The 15601-nt window shown below is 63.6% G+C and carries 17 protein-coding genes; all 17 read right to left on the bottom strand.

Features of this window, described 5'->3' with window-relative positions; all coding sequences use genetic code 11:
• Window positions 1-3 precede the first annotated feature (3 nt).
• Window positions 4-1335 carry a type VI secretion system baseplate subunit TssK gene (gene tssK, locus CAG29_RS01215; protein ID WP_085630239.1) on the bottom strand — a complete coding sequence of 444 codons (1332 nt, stop codon included), beginning with the start codon at window positions 1333-1335 and terminating at the stop codon, window positions 4-6.
• Between the two features lie 2 nt (window positions 1336-1337).
• Window positions 1338-1838 (bottom strand): type VI secretion system lipoprotein TssJ, encoded by a 501-nt coding sequence (gene tssJ / locus CAG29_RS01210; protein ID WP_085630241.1) that lies wholly within the window; start codon window positions 1836-1838, stop codon window positions 1338-1340.
• A 5-nt stretch (window positions 1839-1843) separates the two neighbouring features.
• Window positions 1844-3040 carry a type VI secretion system-associated FHA domain protein TagH gene (gene tagH / locus CAG29_RS01205; RefSeq protein ID WP_085693777.1) on the bottom strand — a complete coding sequence of 399 codons (1197 nt, stop codon included), beginning with the start codon at window positions 3038-3040 and terminating at the stop codon, window positions 1844-1846.
• Between the two features lie 18 nt (window positions 3041-3058).
• Window positions 3059-3199, bottom strand: coding sequence for a type VI secretion protein (locus tag CAG29_RS01200; protein WP_085579031.1), 141 nt, complete (start codon window positions 3197-3199; stop codon window positions 3059-3061).
• Between the two features lie 138 nt (window positions 3200-3337).
• Window positions 3338-4858 carry a sigma-54-dependent Fis family transcriptional regulator gene (locus tag CAG29_RS01195; protein ID WP_085638607.1) on the bottom strand — a complete coding sequence of 507 codons (1521 nt, stop codon included), beginning with the start codon at window positions 4856-4858 and terminating at the stop codon, window positions 3338-3340.
• A gap of 10 nt (window positions 4859-4868) precedes the next feature.
• On the bottom strand, window positions 4869-7526 hold the full coding sequence (tssH, locus tag CAG29_RS01190; protein WP_085579036.1) for a type VI secretion system ATPase TssH: 2658 nt from the start codon (window positions 7524-7526) through the stop codon (window positions 4869-4871).
• Window positions 7527-7537: 11 nt separating this feature from the next.
• Complete coding sequence (tssG, locus tag CAG29_RS01185) at window positions 7538-8545, bottom strand: type VI secretion system baseplate subunit TssG (RefSeq protein WP_085693776.1); 1008 nt, start codon at window positions 8543-8545, stop codon at window positions 7538-7540.
• A complete protein-coding gene (gene tssF / locus CAG29_RS01180; protein ID WP_085579040.1) occupies window positions 8509-10296 on the bottom strand; it encodes a type VI secretion system baseplate subunit TssF in 1788 nt (595 codons plus the stop codon). Before tssF ends, tssG begins: the two co-directional genes overlap by 37 nt.
• A 72-nt stretch (window positions 10297-10368) precedes the next feature.
• A complete protein-coding gene (locus CAG29_RS01175) occupies window positions 10369-10788 on the bottom strand; it encodes a hypothetical protein (protein ID WP_085693775.1) in 420 nt (139 codons plus the stop codon).
• Window positions 10785-11003, bottom strand: coding sequence for a hypothetical protein (locus CAG29_RS01170; protein ID WP_085579045.1), 219 nt, complete (start codon window positions 11001-11003; stop codon window positions 10785-10787). The genes CAG29_RS01175 and CAG29_RS01170 overlap by 4 nt, the downstream gene beginning before the upstream one ends.
• Window positions 11004-11008: 5 nt before the next feature.
• The gene (locus tag CAG29_RS01165; protein WP_085693774.1) at window positions 11009-11416 is read right to left on the bottom strand and encodes a hypothetical protein; all 408 of its coding nucleotides are present in this window, start codon (window positions 11414-11416) and stop codon (window positions 11009-11011) included.
• 37 nt (window positions 11417-11453) lie between these two features.
• Window positions 11454-11747: a hypothetical protein gene (locus tag CAG29_RS01160; protein ID WP_085579050.1), complete on the bottom strand. Its 294-nt coding sequence runs from the start codon at window positions 11745-11747 to the stop codon at window positions 11454-11456.
• A complete protein-coding gene (locus tag CAG29_RS01155; protein WP_085579052.1) occupies window positions 11748-12653 on the bottom strand; it encodes a hypothetical protein in 906 nt (301 codons plus the stop codon).
• 3 nt (window positions 12654-12656) lie between these two features.
• The gene (locus CAG29_RS01150; RefSeq protein ID WP_085579054.1) at window positions 12657-13163 is read right to left on the bottom strand and encodes a PAAR domain-containing protein; all 507 of its coding nucleotides are present in this window, start codon (window positions 13161-13163) and stop codon (window positions 12657-12659) included.
• Window positions 13164-13174: 11 nt separating this feature from the next.
• Complete coding sequence (gene tssE, locus CAG29_RS01145) at window positions 13175-13582, bottom strand: type VI secretion system baseplate subunit TssE (RefSeq protein WP_085579056.1); 408 nt, start codon at window positions 13580-13582, stop codon at window positions 13175-13177.
• 9 nt (window positions 13583-13591) lie between these two features.
• Window positions 13592-15067 carry a type VI secretion system contractile sheath large subunit gene (gene tssC / locus CAG29_RS01140; RefSeq protein ID WP_085579058.1) on the bottom strand — a complete coding sequence of 492 codons (1476 nt, stop codon included), beginning with the start codon at window positions 15065-15067 and terminating at the stop codon, window positions 13592-13594.
• Between the two features lie 28 nt (window positions 15068-15095).
• The gene (tssB, locus tag CAG29_RS01135; protein WP_008007671.1) at window positions 15096-15599 is read right to left on the bottom strand and encodes a type VI secretion system contractile sheath small subunit; all 504 of its coding nucleotides are present in this window, start codon (window positions 15597-15599) and stop codon (window positions 15096-15098) included.
• Between the last annotated feature and the right edge of the window lie 2 nt (window positions 15600-15601).

The following is a 15601-nucleotide window of genomic DNA, read 5'->3' as shown; positions in this document are numbered from 1 at the left end:
CGGTCAGTTCCTGATGGCCCAGAATTTCAGTTCAAGCTCGGCGAATTCGCCGGACACGTGGAACGCGAAGCCACCGGAGCGCTCGAGCTGCGCCAGGTCTTCGGAACTGAGTTCGAGGATGAAATAGGTTTTGTTCGAGTGGAACGCGATCTGCCGCGGGGCCACCGGCAACGGTTTGACCTTGATCCCCGGCAGGTGCAGGTTGACCAGTTGGCGGATGCGCTCCACCGGGCCGACCTTGAGGTGCGCCGGCAGGCGGTGGCGCAATTCTTCGGAGTCGCAGTTGGCGCTGGCCGCCAGCACGAACGAGGCCGAGCCGAGCAGTTTGTGGTCGTGCAACGGCGACACGATGATCCCGTACTGGCGCGCCTGCAGGATCAGCTCGATGGCGTGCTGTTCCAGCACCATCGACAGCACCTGGCGGATCGATTCCATCAGCTTGCGGAAGCTCGCGCCCTGGTCGGCGTGGGAGTAGCGGCTGTCCAGGCGCGGGCGCTTGTTTTCGCTGGAGAACGTCGCCAAGTCGCCGAGCATGGTCAGCAGCGTGCGGTACAGCTCTTCCGGGTGCACCTGCTCCAGGCCCAGGTAGTGGCGCAGCAGCAGTTCGGTGCGGTTGATCAGCTGCAGCATCATGAAGTCGCCGACTTCCGCGCCGCCCACCTTGCCGTTGGAGCGGATGCGCTCGGCGATGGTGTCGCCCCGGTGGTTGAGCATGCTGATGACTTCTTTCAGGCACGACAGCAGGTAGCTGGAGGCGTGGGCCTGGATGTAGGTCGGCACGAAATCCGGGTCGAGGCTGATCACCCCGTCCGGCGTGGTGTCGAGCACGTCGCAGATCTTCAGCTTCACGTAGGCCTGGTCGCTCTGTTGCTCGCCGAGCAGCAGCTTGAAGTCCGGGCGGCCGCACTTGACCTGGCTCGACGAATCGTCGCCGGCGTTGGAGTCGGCCACTTCGGTCTCGTAGGCGGTGTAGCGCGCCAGCACGTCGGACTGCTCCGGACGGCGGGCCTCGATGTGGTTGCCGGTGACCAGCGGCAGCGCCAGGTAGATCGGCGTGTTGCCGGTGTTCGGCGGCACGTCCAGGGCCAGCGGCTCGGTGTTGCCGCCGAGCTCGAACAGGCTGCCGTCCGGCAGGATCCCCGAGGCTTCGCTGATCACGAGCTTGCCCATGTTGAGGAACTGCAGGTCGATCTCAAGGTTCAGGAAGCCCCAGGTGTAGCCGCCCAGCAACTGGGTGCGGGTCTTCATCTGGTGGTCGTAGTAGCGGTCGTTGTGCTGGAAGTGCTGCGGACGCAGCAGCATGCCTTCCTGCCAGATGACTTTATGGGTATTCATGGTCAGTCACCCGCCTTGGCCAGCACGGCATGGGTATTGCGGATGCCGGCCTGATCGAGGGTCAGGTCGACGTCGTTGATTTCCACCGGGGTGATCTGCACCGTGTGGCGCCATTGGGCGTCCGACAGGTCGCGGTAGGCGGCGAGGATGCCGACGTAGCGGCTGCCCTCCTCCACGCTGAGCTTGAGCTCGACGGTTTCGCCCGGGCGCAGCTCCAGTTCTTCGCTGGCCACCAGGTCCGGGTTGAGGGATTCCTTGGCGCGTTCGTAGAGGCTGAAGAAGTCGGCGTTCTCGAAGGTCACCGGATGCTTGAGCTCGAACAGGCGCACCACGATCGGCGAAGGCCGGCCGTTGAGGTCCAGGTTCAGCTGGTCGCTGCCGGTCAGCTTCAGGTTGACCTTGGTCATCGTCGAATACGGCGTCAGCGACGAGCAGCCGGCCAGCAGCACCAGCGCGGCGAAGGCTGTCAGCGTCTTGAGAAAAGCGGTCGAGCGGCGAGGCATGCGCATCATCCTTGAAGATCGGTGTGTAGGGTGGAGATCAGGCGGATCTGTTCTTCGTAGGCCTGGGCGAAGTCGCGGGCCAGCAGGCGCTCGCTCCAGTCGTCGTCCTGGCGCAGCGCCTGGTGGTAGCGGCCGAAGGCTCTCCAGCGGCCGCCGGAGGTGGCGATCAGCGGCTTGTTGTCGCGCTCGAAACGCAGGGTCAGCTGCTCCGGCGAGAAGTGCTCCAGGGTGCCGCGCACCGCCGCACGGCTGGCGGTCAGCAGGGCCACCTGATGCGCCTGCAAGTCGCGGAACGCACGGGACACCGCCTGCGCCGCCGGCAGGTGCCCCGGCTTGTGCGGCTGCAGCAGCATGCCCAGCGCTTCGCCGGCATCCACCGCGAACTTCAGCGGGTTCTTGTTGGTGCCCTGGGCGGTGGTCTGGGCCAGGCGCAGTTCGTTCTTGAGCTCCGAACGGGTGCGCAGGCTCTGCTGCAGGCCGCCGATGCTCTGCTTGAGCAGGCGCGCCGCGTTCAGCGCCAATTCTTCGCGCTCGTCGTGGCTCAGGCCTTTGAGGTCCACGCCCAGCGCCGCGCCGAAGTGTTCCCAGAACCCTTCGCTCTGGCGCTCGACGGCTTTCGGCACCGGGGCCGGCTCAGGCTTGGCCGGCTCGCTGATCAGCTCCGGCACCATCAGGCTTTCCATGTCGATGCGGGCGTAGTCGGCGCGCTGACGGGAGTCCTCAGGCTTGGTGTTGGGCGCCAGCAGCTCTTCGATCTCCGAGTACACGCGCTCCTGCTGCTCCAGCGCGTTGAGCGGGTCGAGGTCGAGGAAGGCGTCGTCCGGGATGATGCTGCCGGCGGCACGGGGGCGCCCGGCTTCGCCGTCGAAGGTCGCCGGGTCGCGCACCAGCCGCGCGCGGATCTCGAAATCGCCCAGCACGTAGGTGCTGCCGTGCTCGATGCGCACCGGCTCGCCCTTGTGCAGGCGGGCGCCGCTCTCACCGTCCTGCACGCCGTTGCTGCTGGTGTCGGTGAGGAAAAACGTGCCCTCGCGGTAGCTGACGATCGCGTGGTGGTTGGACAGGTGCCGCTTGCGGTCCGGGATGATCCAGTCGCAGTCCTCGCCCCGTCCGATCACGCCGCCGGCCTGCTTGAAGGTCTTCTGGCACAGTTCGGTGGGCACGAACTGCTTGGTGTTCAGCATTTCGAAAACCAGTTCCATGTTTGATGCTCCTTGCGGTCACTTGCCGCGATTGGCCGCCTGCGGATCACCCAACGGGCGATAGTCCTTGTCGTTGTATTTGTAGTTGCCGCTGCAGCCGCCGAGGCCGCATAGAACGACGAGGGTCAGCAGGACGGCTTGCCAGTGACGTACAGGCATCAGAGGGTCTCCAGGTGTAGACAAAGCACAAAGCGCCGACCCTTGCGGGCGGCGCTGAAAGAGGTGTTCGGGGTGTTGGCGAAGGCTCTGCATCGGGGCCTTCGCGCCATCCTCGGTGAGGATGCAAGCCATTGCAGGTCAGCCATCGAAGTCCCCCAGATTGATGTTCAGGCGGCCGAGCCGGTACAGCAACGTGCGCCGGGGCAGGCCCAGTTCGCGGGCGGCCAGGGTCTGGTTGCCGTCGTTCTTGCGCAGGCAGTCGAGCAGCAGCGTGCGCTCGACCCGCTCCAGTCGTTCGCGCAGGTTCAGGCCGCTGTTGTCTTCCGGCGGCGGTTCCAGGCGCAGGGAAAAATGCTCGGCCAAAAGCTCGCCGCCTTCGCACAGCAGCACCGCCCGCTCGACCAGCCCTTTGAGCTCGCGCACGTTGCCGGGGAAGCTGTAGCCGCACAGGTGCTCCAGCGCCGCCTCGGACCAGCGCACCGGGTCGCGCTGCAGGAACGCGCAGGCCTTGTCGGCGAAGTGCCGGGCCAGGTCGAGGATGTCGCCTTCGCGGTGACGCAGGGCCGGCAGTTCGATCGGGAACTGCGCGAGGCGGTAGTACAGGTCTTCGCGGAACTTGCCTTCGCTGACCAGCACCGACAGGTCGCGGTGGGTCGCGGCGATGATGCGCACGTCGATCTTGTGGGTGTCGTTGGAGCCCAGCGGCCGGATCTCGCTTTCCTGCAACACGCGCAGCAGCTTGGCCTGCAGCGACAGCGGCATGTCGCCGATCTCGTCCAGCAGCAGGGTGCCGCCGTTGGCCGCGTCGAACAGCCCGGCGCGGTCGCGGTCGGCGCCGGTGAAGGCGCCCTTGCGGTAGCCGAACAGCTCGCTTTCCAGCAGGTTTTCCGGGAACGCCGCGCAGTTCTGCACGATGAACGCCTGGGAGCGGCGCGGGCCGCAGTCGTGGATCGCCCGCGCCACCACTTCCTTGCCGGTGCCGGTCTCGCCGCGCAGCAGCACGGTGTAGGGGCTGTGCAGCACCTTGCCGATCAGCGAGTAGGTCTGGCGCATCGCCGGGCTCTTGCCGATCAGGCCGTAGCCGCTGATGCTCGGCACACTGCGCAGGGCCGGTTCGGCGGCGCACGCCGGTTGCCGCAGGCGTTGCAGCAGGTGCAGTTGGCCGAGCACGAACGAGCCGAGCTGGCCCAGGGAGTCGGCGAAGCCTTGCAGGTCGGCATGGCGGCGGCTGGCGCACAGCAGCAGCCCTTCGACCGCCTTCTGCGGGTTGACCAGCGGCACGCACAGCAGCGACTGCCACGGCGCGGAGGTCGCCGGCAGGAAGCTGGTCTCGTGCAGGCTGCCGCTCAGTTCGCTCAGGCACACCACGCGGTTCTGGCACAGGGCGAACTGCAGCAGCTGTTCGCCGTTGTAGTCCGCCGGAAGGCTCGCCGCCTCGCGCGGCTGCAGCACGCCGTCGAGGCATTCGGCGTTCATCCCAAGGGACGTGTGCGTGGCGTCGAGCAGGTACAGCTGCGTCAGCTCGCAACCGCTCAGTTCCGCCAGGCCGCGCACGAAGTCACCCAGCAGCGCAGCGCCGTCCGCCGCCCGCGACAGGCTGGCGAACTGCGCCAGCAAGGCTTCGGCATAGGCCAGCGGCTGCGGCACTTGAGTGAACATCACACCCACCTCAGGCGAACTCGCAGGTCACGCCGGCATCGCCGTCGAGGGTGGCGTGCACCCGCTGCAGGCTTTCGCCGGTGGCCATGGCGTCGAGCAGGCGGTCGGCCACCAGCGGCAGCACGTGCTGGTCGAGCAGATGGTCGATCAGGCGCGCACCGCTTTCGCTCTGGGTGCAGCGCTCGGACAGGTGATCGACGAGGTTCTGGCACCAGGTGAAGTCCAGCTGACGGCGGTTCAGGCGCTCGCCCAGACGGCCCAGCTTGATCTCGATCAGCTCGCGCAGCACCGGGCCGCCCACCGGGTAGTACGGCACCACTTTCATGCGCGCCAGCAGCGCCGGCTTGAAGTGCTTGCTCAGCACCGGGCGGATGGTCTCTTCCAGCACTTCGGCGGTCGGCCGCTGGCCGTTCTCGCACAGGTCGCTGATGCGGTCGCTGCCCAGGTTCGAGGTCATCAGGATCAGCGTGTTGCGGAAGTCGATCTCACGCCCTTCGCCGTCGTTGGCCACGCCTTTGTCGAAGATCTGGTAGAACAGGTTGAGCACGTCCGGATCCGCCTTCTCGACTTCGTCGAGCAGCACCACCGAGTACGGCTTCTGGCGCACGGCTTCGGTGAGCATGCCGCCCTCGCCGTAGCCGACGTAGCCCGGCGGTGCGCCGATCAGGCGGGAAACGGTGTGTTTCTCCTGGAACTCGGACATGTTGATGGTGGTGATGAAGCGGTCGCCGCCGTACAGCAGGTCGGCCAGCGCCAGCGCGGTTTCGGTCTTGCCGACGCCGCTCGGGCCCACCAGCAGGAACACGCCCACCGGCGCGTCCGGCTTGTTCAGGCCGGCGGCGGTGGCGCGCATCGAACGGTCGAGGGCGTGCACGGCCTGTTCCTGGCCACGGATGCGGGTGCGCAGATCGGTGGCGAAGCTCGCGACCTTGGCGTTGTGTTCGCGGGCCAGCTGCGCCAGCGGCACGCCGGTCCAGGCGCTGATCACCTCGGCCACCAGGCGCGGGCAGACTTCGAAGCTGACCAGACGCTCCTTGGCCTGGGCGGCGGTCAGGGCGCTGTGGGTCTCATGCAGCTCGGCCTCCAGCGCCTCGACGCTTTGGGCCTCATCGCTCTCGGCCACGAGGGTCTCGATCACGGTGCCTTCGGCGTCTTCCTCGATGCTCACCACCGGCTCGACCGCCGCCGCTTCGCGGGCCTTGGCCAGTTGCTGGCGCAGATCCAGCAGGCGCTCGGCCAGTTGCTTCTGTTCGGTCCACAGGGTTTCCAGCGCGGCCATTTCGTCTTCGGCCTCGTCCAGACGCGCTTCCAGCGCCTCCAGCGCTTCGTGGTCGACCGGCAGGCCGGCCTCGGCGTCGCGGCGCAGGGCCTGACGCTGACGGCCACCTTCGGCCAGCTCGCCGCGCAGGCGCTCCAGGCTTTCCGGGGCGGCGGCCAGGCTGATGCGCACGCGGGCGCAGGCGGTGTCGAGCACATCGACGGCCTTGTCCGGCAGTTGGCGGCCGGCCAGGTAACGGGCGGACAGTTCCGCCGCCGACACCACGGCGTCATCGCGCAGGTAGATGCCGTGGCTCTTCTCGTAGACCTGGGCCAGGCCACGCAGGATGGTCACGGCTTCGTTGACGGTCGGCTCGTGCAGCTGGACCGGCTGGAAGCGGCGGGCCAGCGCCGGATCCTTCTCGAAGTATTTCTTGTACTCGGCCCAAGTGGTGGCGGCGATGGTGCGCAGTTCGCCGCGGGCCAGCGCCGGTTTGAGCAGGTTGGCCGCGTCGGAACCGCCGGCATTGCCGCCGGCGCCGATCAGGGTGTGGGCTTCGTCGATGAACAGGATGATCGGCTTCGGCGAGGCTTTGACCTCGTCGATCACGCCCTTGAGGCGGCGCTCGAACTCACCCTTCACGCTGGCGCCGGCCTGCAGCAGGCCCATGTCCAGGGCCAGCAGCTCGACGCCCTTGAGCACCTGCGGCACTTCGCCGGCGGCGATGCGCGAGGCCAGGCCTTCGACGATGGCGGTCTTGCCGACGCCGGCCTCGCCCACCACGATCGGGTTGTTCTTGCGGCGCCGGGCGAGGATGTCGACCATCTGGCGAATCGCGCCGTCGCGGCACAGCACCGGGTCGAGCTTGCCGTCGCGGGCCTGCTGGGTCAGGTTGTGGGTGAAGCGCTGCAGCAACGATTCGCCCTGGACGGCGGGTTTGCCGCCGGCCGCCGGTTGCTCCTGCTGCGACAGGGCGAATTCCTTCAGGCGGTCGATGTTGAGCTTGGCGAGCAGCGGCTGGTAGCGGCTGCCGGCGTAGCGCATCGGGTTGCGCAGCAGCGCGAGGATCAGCGCGGCCTGCTCGACCTGGGTCTGGCCCAGCTCAAGGTTGGCCACCAGCAACGCGTCCTGCAGCCACTGCACCAGCTCCGGGGCGAACACCGGGTTGCGCGAGGCGCTGTGCTCGACACGGGTCTGCAAGGCGGCGCTCAGCTCGCCGGCGTCCACGTCGGCGTCTTGCAGGGCGCGGCCGAGCAGGCCGTTCGGGCGCTCCAGCAGGCCCAGCAGCAGGTCTTCGACCAGGATCTTGCTGCCGCCGCGGGCGACGCAACGCTCGGCCGAACGCTCCAGGTCACGGCGGGTTTCGGCGTCCAGCGCCTGGATGAGTTGTTGCAGGTCTACGTTGATCATGGCTCACGTCCTTAATGAATTTTGCTGCCCAGGGTCACCACGCCGTCCGCTTTCTCGCAGCCCAGCCAACTGGTCCAACCCAGGCGACAGTCGTTCTTCTCGCCGATGCGCAGTTCGCGGATCTCTTCCGGACGCAGCACCAGGCGGATGTCGTAATCGAGCGGGTCACGCAGGGTGAACCGCACCAGCGCGCACAGCGGCTGGTAACCGAAACCGATGGGCAGGAATTCGTGGAACCGCTCCCAGTCGAGTTCGGTGATGTGGATGCGGAACTTGCCGCTGCGGTCGCGCACGTGCTCGCCCAGCACCAGGTCTTCGCCGAGCACGCTGTTGTTGCGGCCCAGACGGTTGCGCTGCTCATCGAGAATCTCCACGCGACGCTCGATGCATTGCTCGATCACCAGGTCCTCGTGCTTGAAGTAGTACCGCAGCACCGCTTCGATCAGCGCCGCCGAGTGGGCCCGCAGGCTCAGGAGGCCGAGGTACGGCAGCAGGCGCTTCCAGTTCAGTTCCTTGGCCTTGCGGATCTCGTCGCCGCCCAGGCCGATCAGGGCGAACAGCTGCGACGAGAACGGGTCGATGGCGCCGCTCTGGAAACTGGCGCGGTAGCGGTACTTGCGCCAGATCGGCAGCAGCAGCCGCTGCAGGCGATGGTGGAACAGGTCGAGGAAGTTGCGCGTCGGGTTGCCTTCTTCGCTGTCGCCCAGGGCCTGTTCGCCGTAGAACGCCGGCAGCGGCGAACCGGAGCCGACCAAGCCGATCAGGTTGAAGCGCATGCGCGCGCGCATCTGCCCGTGCTCTTCGAAGAACTCCACGCGGTCGACGTCGCAGCCGGGGAACCCGAGGCTCGGGTTGGCCTGGAATTCCAGCTGGTCGTACAGGTCGTCTTCGCTCAGGTACGGGTGCGCATCGCGCAGCCGGTCGATCACCAGCAGCACGGCCTGGAACAGCGAGTACTCGCGTATTGCCCGGGTCAGCCCGCTTAGAGCAGGGGCTGCAGACCCATACGTGGTGTCCATTGGTACACCTCTCCCTGTGTGCTCTTGACCCGCAGTTCGTGGAACGAATTGAGACTGGCGTAAAGCGCGAAAAACTCGTTGAGGACCGAGGCGAAGACGAACAGGTCGCCTTCACCGATGTAGCCTTCCGGGTCGATGGTCAGTTCGGTGCGCAGGCCGCGCACCGGCAGCCCACGGTGCAGGCGGTCCACGTGATGGTGCTTGATGTGCTTGAGGCCGCCGAGCAGGCGTTTGCTGACCTTCTCCGCGTGCTGGTCGTAGTAGCGCGGCAGGTCGTAGGTCTCCAGGATCACCTTCAGCGCGTTGACGTCGGCCAGCGACAGGTAGTTGAGCGACATGTTGCTGATCAGCTTCCACAGGAAGTCACGGTTCAGCGGCGGCGCGAAGCTCGACGTGGCCGGGGTGATGTTGCGGAAACTCAGGAACTCCGGCGTCTCTTCGCAGGCCATGCAGATATCGCCGAGCTTGAGCTTGCGCGGCAGGTTCTGGTTTGTGCACGTCAGCTCGATCGACAGGGTCTCGTGGGCCTCGGTGTGGCGGATGCCGAAGCTCAGGTAGGTGTCGAGGCCGTCGTGCAGCAAGGACGAGCGCTGGCGGATGCTGTAGTGCGGACGGCTGTTGGGCACGTCGAAGCTCGGGTCGTGCTCAAACGATTCGAACGGCACGTACTCCTGATAGCCGAGGCCGCCGGGCTTCCAGCCGGTGACGGTCTCCACCGAGAACACGCCGCAGTTCTCCAGGTCGAATTCCGCCGGCAGCAGCAGGTATTCGTCCTGCTTGCCGTCGAGGCGGATCGGCAGCGCGTCGTGCTTGAACAGGTTGACGATCGGCGTGCAGAACAGCTTCACGTTGTCCAGGGTCGGGCGCATGCGCATGATCCCGCTCTTGCGGATGTCGAAGCGCAGCTCCAGGCCGCGCATCTGCTTAAGCGTGTCTTCCGGCAGCGCCTTGAGGATGTCGAGGCCGTTGACGTCGACGAACAGGAACTTGTCCTGGAAGGCGAAGTATTCCTGCAGGTAGCGGTAGCCGCGGAAGGTGTTGAGCGGGTACGGGATCAGCGCCTCTTCTTCGGCGAAGCCCACCGGCTTGACGCGGTCGCCCGGGATCTTGAACGCCATCGGCTTGCCGCTGACCCCGTCGATGGGCTTGCCGGCGCCGTCCAGCGGGATCAGCTCGATACCTTCGAGGTTGCGCAAGAGGCTCAGGTAAAGCATCTGGCTGATGTAGCGCTCGCCGGCGAAGTGCAGGCGCAGCTTGCTCAGTTCCAGCTCGCCGAGGTGGCCGTCGGCGCTCATCTCCAGGCGCAGGCTGAGCAACGAGCCGTCGCCCTTCACCGAGTAGTTCAGCGCGGCCAGGTCCAGCGGCAGCACTTCGGTCGGGTAGCAGGTGCGGAAGCGGCAGCGCACGTCTTCGATCGGCACGCTCTCGATCGGTGTGTCCCGCTCGACCTTCAGCGCCGGCCCCGAACGCTTGAGCGGGTCGAACTGCAGAATGCTGAACGCCGGCAGCGGCCGCATGTAGTTCGGCCACAGCAGTTGCATCAGCGAGTGGCTGAGCTCCGGCAACTCGTCATCGAGCTTCTGGCGCAGACGCCCGGTCAGGAACGCAAAGCCTTCCAGCAACCGCTCCACATCCGGATCCCGCCCGGCCTGCCCCAAGAACGGCGCCAACGCCGGACTACGCTCGGCGAAACGACGGCCCAGTTGGCGCAGTGCGGTGAGTTCGCTTTGGTAGTAGTGGTTAAAGGACACGGGAAAGTACCTGCCTGGTAATGGAGCTCACGTAAGTGGTGCCCTGTGTTTTGCGTCCTGCGACTGCACTGTTCATGCGAGACCGCCTTCTGGCCGGTTCTGCACACGACCGGCAATGCTTCGGGCCGCCCAACGCAACTCGATGACCTGAGTAGCGAGAATTGACAGCAACGTGGCGCAGCCCTGAGCCACGCCATAAAACAACGCCCTCAAGGGCTGATCCGGCAGCATCCAAAGCAAGATGAAACCCACCATCAGACACAGCAGCAGTAGCTTGGCGAACAGGTTCGGCACCAACGCGACAATCAGATTGATGGCCAAAAAGATGTAGAAAAGCGCGTAGCTGGCCATGCCGACGGCAACGCCCCTGGAGGTGAAGCCGCCGTTCAACCCTTTGTAGGCAAGCACAACGGCGTCATTCAGAAATGCATAGGCCACGCATCCGAGGGCATGGACAAACAGGCACATGGCAAGTCGACTGGAATGGCTCATGCTGGCCTCAGGTTCAGGTACCAGGTACCGGTGCCATGGATCGCGACGACCATCATCAGGACGAACAGCGTCAGAACCCGGTGCACACGCGAAGCTCGGGCAGCACGATGCAAGGCAGTCACCAGCAGGACAAAGCTCAGCAAGGCCAGACAGCCGAACAGATCGCTGTCGGCGACACCGGCCAGGTAACCCTGAAATTCGTTCGTCCGATCCATATCGTTCAATTTTCCAGATGCGTGTATGAGGTATTGCTGATGAACATGTTCATCCAACTTTCTTCCCATTCCGGCATGGCAATTTCAAAGGACTTCTTGTTGCGATCAAAATATATCCAGACGATCCCGACAGTGGATTCGGTCTCGTTTGTGTTCATGTCCAGGGACTGAGTGTCATACAAGGGCGTGCGATAGACGACTTGAGGGTTTTCTCTGTCGATGACCCTGAGGTAAGCCATGCCGCCGAATGGAAAAATTTTTCCCACTCGTACGTTTTCCAGAATGTATCGACCGGAGGGACTGATCTGGGTAATGCCTGCGGGAAAGCCGATCATTGCATTGACGCAATACCAGGTCCAGAAGGACAAAACCACCAGGACTGCGCCAGCAAGCAAAAGATATTTACTCTTCATAAATTGAAAATACTGGGAGACCCCAACTTTTCCAGCATTAGTAAATGTCATTGAACACCCAATAATTAAAGCCATACAGAGCGACAGCGCCAATGACGGCCGCCGCCAACGACAAAGAACCCTTTCGAAGTTCTTTTTTCCGCACAAACATCAGCAACGACTTCACAAAAAAAACAAAAGCAGCAACCATCAAAGGAATGTAAACAATGATGCAAAAAATAAAGAAGTAACCATACAGTTCCACTCCGCCCACTAGCCATTTGCTCTTTGGGTCGGTGAACGGCATCAACAGCATCACCGTTGATATCAACAGATAGAGCAGACGGAACATTTAACGAAGCCCCTTGGAGAAAAGCAGCTTTGCAAGCTCACGACGTCTGACCCTGCCTTCAGGCGTATCACCGGAATAGTAGAAGTGCCCCTCTGCGGTCGGCATCTGCTTTCCTAGCTTGAGCGCAGAGTCCACCAACTCCTTGTCGGTCATGCCTGCGTAGATGGGGTCGCCCTTATCCTGCAAATTGATGACTATTGCTTTACCAATATTGGGATGATTACTAACAGCATCTTTCAGGCTTTTATTTATCGGAGATCCGATGAGCACAACATTGCTGACCTTGACCCCGGAACGCGCATAGTACATGGCCGTACGAGCCGCGATGACAGATCCCCAGGAGTACCCAACAATATTAAACTGCCCGACCTTCGGCAGCGGCTTGGTGATTTCCATCGAGCTAAGAGGAAACTCCGTCGCTTTGATTTTGGAAACGTCTCGACCGATTTTGATCGCTAGGATGTCGCTGGTTGGCGTGCACTCCACTACACTGTTACTCTTGATAGTGATCAATCCATAGAGATACTTTTTCTCTATGTATTCTCCACCATAAGTACACTTCTGAAGTTCGCCATATTCGAAAATAACAGGATCACTTTCATCCTGATTATATAAAACCACAGAGGCGGCATCGCTAAGCATGTCGACCATATCCGGGACATGCTTATCCAATCCAGCCGTCAATGATGAGTAGTTCCCATATACCGCGTTAGGGATACCGGCTTCCTTGAGAGCCGCTACCATGTCCGCGTTATAGGCTCCAATCATCCCTGCTCCCCCAAGGAAGACCGTCAGGCCATGTTCGACAGCAATTGGCTTGGGAGTGAGATCTTTAGTCGGCGTGCTTTGCATGGTCGCGACTTTTGCAAAGGCACCACTCGAAGTTTTGATAGTGTCGGCGCCCACTTATCAGTCCTCCTGTGCAACGTAGATTTCGATCTTCTCCGCACTGTCGTGGCGAGCAAGCCGATGAGTGAAGCCTTTTGCGTTGGTCACTCCTTCCTCGTGCGAGCCATCCTGGCGAACAATCAGGTATCGCCGGTCTGCCATCGGCGCACCGGACACATCGGTGAGCGCAAACTGCTCATCAAACCCAGGAAGAATGAGCGGCAACGGCGGCACAAACGGCGCCGGCGAATGCGAATTGCCGATGATCACCGTCCCGGAACCCGCCGTGACCTTGTTGCCATGAGCCCCGACCGAACCCACGGTCGCAGCCGGTTTGCCGTTGATCAGCACCGTGGTGGCGAGGTCGCCGACCAGGGCGCCGCCGCAGGCCGAGGCATCGCCCTGGCGGGCGGCCGGGAGGCCGTCGAAGAAGACGTCGCCGGAACCGGCGGCGATCGGGTTGGTGCCGTGGCCTGGGAGCGGGCAAGCGGTGGGGTCGGAGACGCGGGCTGCGGGTTTGCCGGACATCGGGGATTTCCTTAGTTGACCTTCACTTGGCCGCTGCCGTCCAGGCGCGCGGAGAAACTGACCTGACGCTTGAAACCGTCCACCTCCAGCAGGCCTTCGATGCTGAAGGACAGGCGGAGCTGGTCGTGGTCACGCGGCAGGGAAATGACACGCACGTTGCTCAGGCGCGGCTCGTAGGCTTCGATGAAGCTTTCGATGGCCAGGCGGGCCTGGCTCAGGGAGTCGTGCAGGCTCAGGCGCATGTCATTGAGATCGGGCAACCCGTAGTCGGACAGCGTCTGCACGCTGCCCGCCCGGGTGCTGAGCATTTTGGCCAGATGGGCAGCCACCGACGCCATGGCCGAAGCCTCGCGGCTCCAGCCGGCGCGCAGGTCCGCGTCGCCGTTCAGGCGTTCGAAAAGGCTGCCGTATCCGTCCATGAGTCGCTCTTACTCTTTGTCCAGCTTGCCGACCAGCGACAGGGTGAAATCGGCACCCATGTACTTGAAGTGCGGACGCACGTTCAGGCTGACGCGGTACCAGCCCGGCTCGCCTTCGACGTCGCTGACGATCACCTGCGCAGCGCGCAGAGGACGGCGGCCACGGACTTCGGCGCTCGGGTTTTCCTGGTCGGCCACGTACTGGCGGATCCACTTGTTCAGTTCCAGCTCGAGGTCGGTGCGCTCTTTCCACGAACCGAGTTGCTCGCGCTGCAGGACCTTCAGGTAGTGGGCCAGACGGTTGACGATCATCATGTACGGCAGTTGGGTGCCGAGCTTGTAGTTCAGCTCAGCCGCCTTGCCTTCTGCGCTGATGCCGAAGAACTTCGGCTTCTGCACCGAGCTTGCGGAGAAGAACGCCGCGTTGTCGGAGCCTTTGCGCATGGTCAGGGAGATGAAGCCTTCCTCGGCCAGTTCGTACTCGCGGCGGTCGGACACCAGGACCTCGGTCGGGATCTTGGTCTCGATCTCGCCCATGCTCTCGAAGTGGTGCAGAGGCAGGTCTTCAACGGCGCCGCCGCTCTGCGGGCCGATGATGTTCGGGCACCAGCGGAACTTGGCGAAGCTGTCGGTCAGCTTGGTGCCGAACGCGTAGGCGGTGTTGCCCCACAGGTAGTGTTCGTGGCTGTTGGCGACGTTTTCCTTGTACACGAACGATTTGACCGGGTTCTCTTCCGGGTCGTACGGGTTGCGCAGCAGGAAACGCGGCACGGTCAGGCCGACGTAGCGGGCGTCTTCGGAGGTACGGAAGCTCTGCCACTTGGTGAATTGCGGGCCTTCGAAGTGGTCTTTCAGGTCCTTCAGGTCCGGCAGGCCGGTGAAGCTTTCCAGGCCGAAGAATTTCGGGCCGGCGGCGGCGATGAACGGCGCGTGGGACATGCAGGCGACGCTGGACACGTACTGCATCAGCTTCACGTCCGGCGAGCTTGGGGACAGGTAGTAGTTGGCGATGATCGCGCCTACCGGCTGTCCACCGAACTGGCCGTATTCAGCGGTGTAGATGTGCTTGTACAGGCCCGACTGCATCACTTCCGGCGAGTCTTCGAAGTCGTCCAGCAGGTCGTCCTTGGAGACGTTGAGGATTTCGATCTTGATGTTTTCGCGGAAGTTGGTGCGGTCCACCAGCAGTTGCAGGCCGCGCCACGACGATTCCAGGGCCTGGAAGTCCGGGTGGTGCAGGATTTCGTCCATCTGACGGCTGAGCTTGGCATCGATCTCGGCGATCATGCGGTCGACCATGGCCTTCTTGACCGGCTCACCGTTGTTCTGCGGCTTGAGCAGCTCTTCGATGAACGCCGACACACCGCGCTTGGCGATGTCATAGGCTTCGTCGTCCGGCGTCAGGCGGGTCTCGGCGATGATGCTGTCGAGGATGCTGTATTCGCCGTTCTCGGCGGCGTTCTGTTGTGCTGCGCTAGTGCTCATTGTGTTGGCTTCCTTGGCTGCTGGAGTCTCAGGCGTCCGGGGCTGCGGCGTTCAGGCCCAGCTCACCGAGTACGCGACCGCGGGATTCGTCGTCGGCGAGCACGCCTTCGATGGCTTTACGGAACGCAGGGGCGTTGCCCAGCGGGCCTTTCAGGGCCACGAGCGCATCGCGCAGTTCCATCAGCTTTTTCAGTTCAGGCACTTGCTCGACCAGGCTGGCCGGGTTGAAGTCCTTCATGGAGTTGACGCGCAGCTGCACGGCCAGCTCGTCGGCTTCGCCGTCTTCCTGCAGACGGTTCGGCACGCTCAGGGTCAGGCTCAGCTCCTGCTTGGCCAGCACCTCGTCGAAGGTCATCTTGTCGATGCTGATCGGCTTGCGATCCTCGATCTTGCGCTCGTCCTTGCGGTGGGTGTAGTCACCGATCGCCAGCAGTTTCAGCGGCAGTTCAATCTCTTCCTGAGCACCGCCGGTGGCGGGTTTGAAGGTGACGTTGATGCGTTCCTTGGGGGCTACCGAGCCTTCTTTGGCCATGG

Source organism: Pseudomonas sp. B7(2017) (assembly GCF_002112745.1).
GTDB classification, from domain to species: Bacteria; Pseudomonadota; Gammaproteobacteria; order Pseudomonadales; family Pseudomonadaceae; genus Aquipseudomonas; species Aquipseudomonas ekonensis.
The sequence above is the reverse complement of the archived record's forward strand: the minus strand, read 5'-3'. Positions and strand labels throughout refer to the sequence as shown.

Coding starts and splice junctions, on each gene's coding strand:
- CAG29_RS01195 (WP_085638607.1), bottom strand. CDS start 4,858: ATGTTCACTCAAGTGCCGCAGCCGCTGGCCTATGCCGAAGCCTTGCTG.
- tssC (WP_085579058.1), bottom strand. CDS start 15,067: ATGAGCACTAGCGCAGCACAACAGAACGCCGCCGAGAACGGCGAATAC.
- tagH (WP_085693777.1), bottom strand. CDS start 3,040: ATGGAACTGGTTTTCGAAATGCTGAACACCAAGCAGTTCGTGCCCACC.
- tssH (WP_085579036.1), bottom strand. CDS start 7,526: ATGATCAACGTAGACCTGCAACAACTCATCCAGGCGCTGGACGCCGAA.
- tssG (WP_085693776.1), bottom strand. CDS start 8,545: ATGGACACCACGTATGGGTCTGCAGCCCCTGCTCTAAGCGGGCTGACC.
- CAG29_RS01160 (WP_085579050.1), bottom strand. CDS start 11,747: ATGTTCCGTCTGCTCTATCTGTTGATATCAACGGTGATGCTGTTGATG.
- CAG29_RS01200 (WP_085579031.1), bottom strand. CDS start 3,199: ATGCCTGTACGTCACTGGCAAGCCGTCCTGCTGACCCTCGTCGTTCTA.
- CAG29_RS01150 (WP_085579054.1), bottom strand. CDS start 13,163: ATGTCCGGCAAACCCGCAGCCCGCGTCTCCGACCCCACCGCTTGCCCG.
- tssB (WP_008007671.1), bottom strand. CDS start 15,599: ATGGCCAAAGAAGGCTCGGTAGCCCCCAAGGAACGCATCAACGTCACC.
- CAG29_RS01170 (WP_085579045.1), bottom strand. CDS start 11,003: ATGGATCGGACGAACGAATTTCAGGGTTACCTGGCCGGTGTCGCCGAC.
- tssK (WP_085630239.1), bottom strand. CDS start 1,335: ATGAATACCCATAAAGTCATCTGGCAGGAAGGCATGCTGCTGCGTCCG.
- CAG29_RS01165 (WP_085693774.1), bottom strand. CDS start 11,416: ATGAAGAGTAAATATCTTTTGCTTGCTGGCGCAGTCCTGGTGGTTTTG.
- CAG29_RS01175 (WP_085693775.1), bottom strand. CDS start 10,788: ATGAGCCATTCCAGTCGACTTGCCATGTGCCTGTTTGTCCATGCCCTC.
- tssJ (WP_085630241.1), bottom strand. CDS start 1,838: ATGCCTCGCCGCTCGACCGCTTTTCTCAAGACGCTGACAGCCTTCGCC.
- tssE (WP_085579056.1), bottom strand. CDS start 13,582: ATGGACGGATACGGCAGCCTTTTCGAACGCCTGAACGGCGACGCGGAC.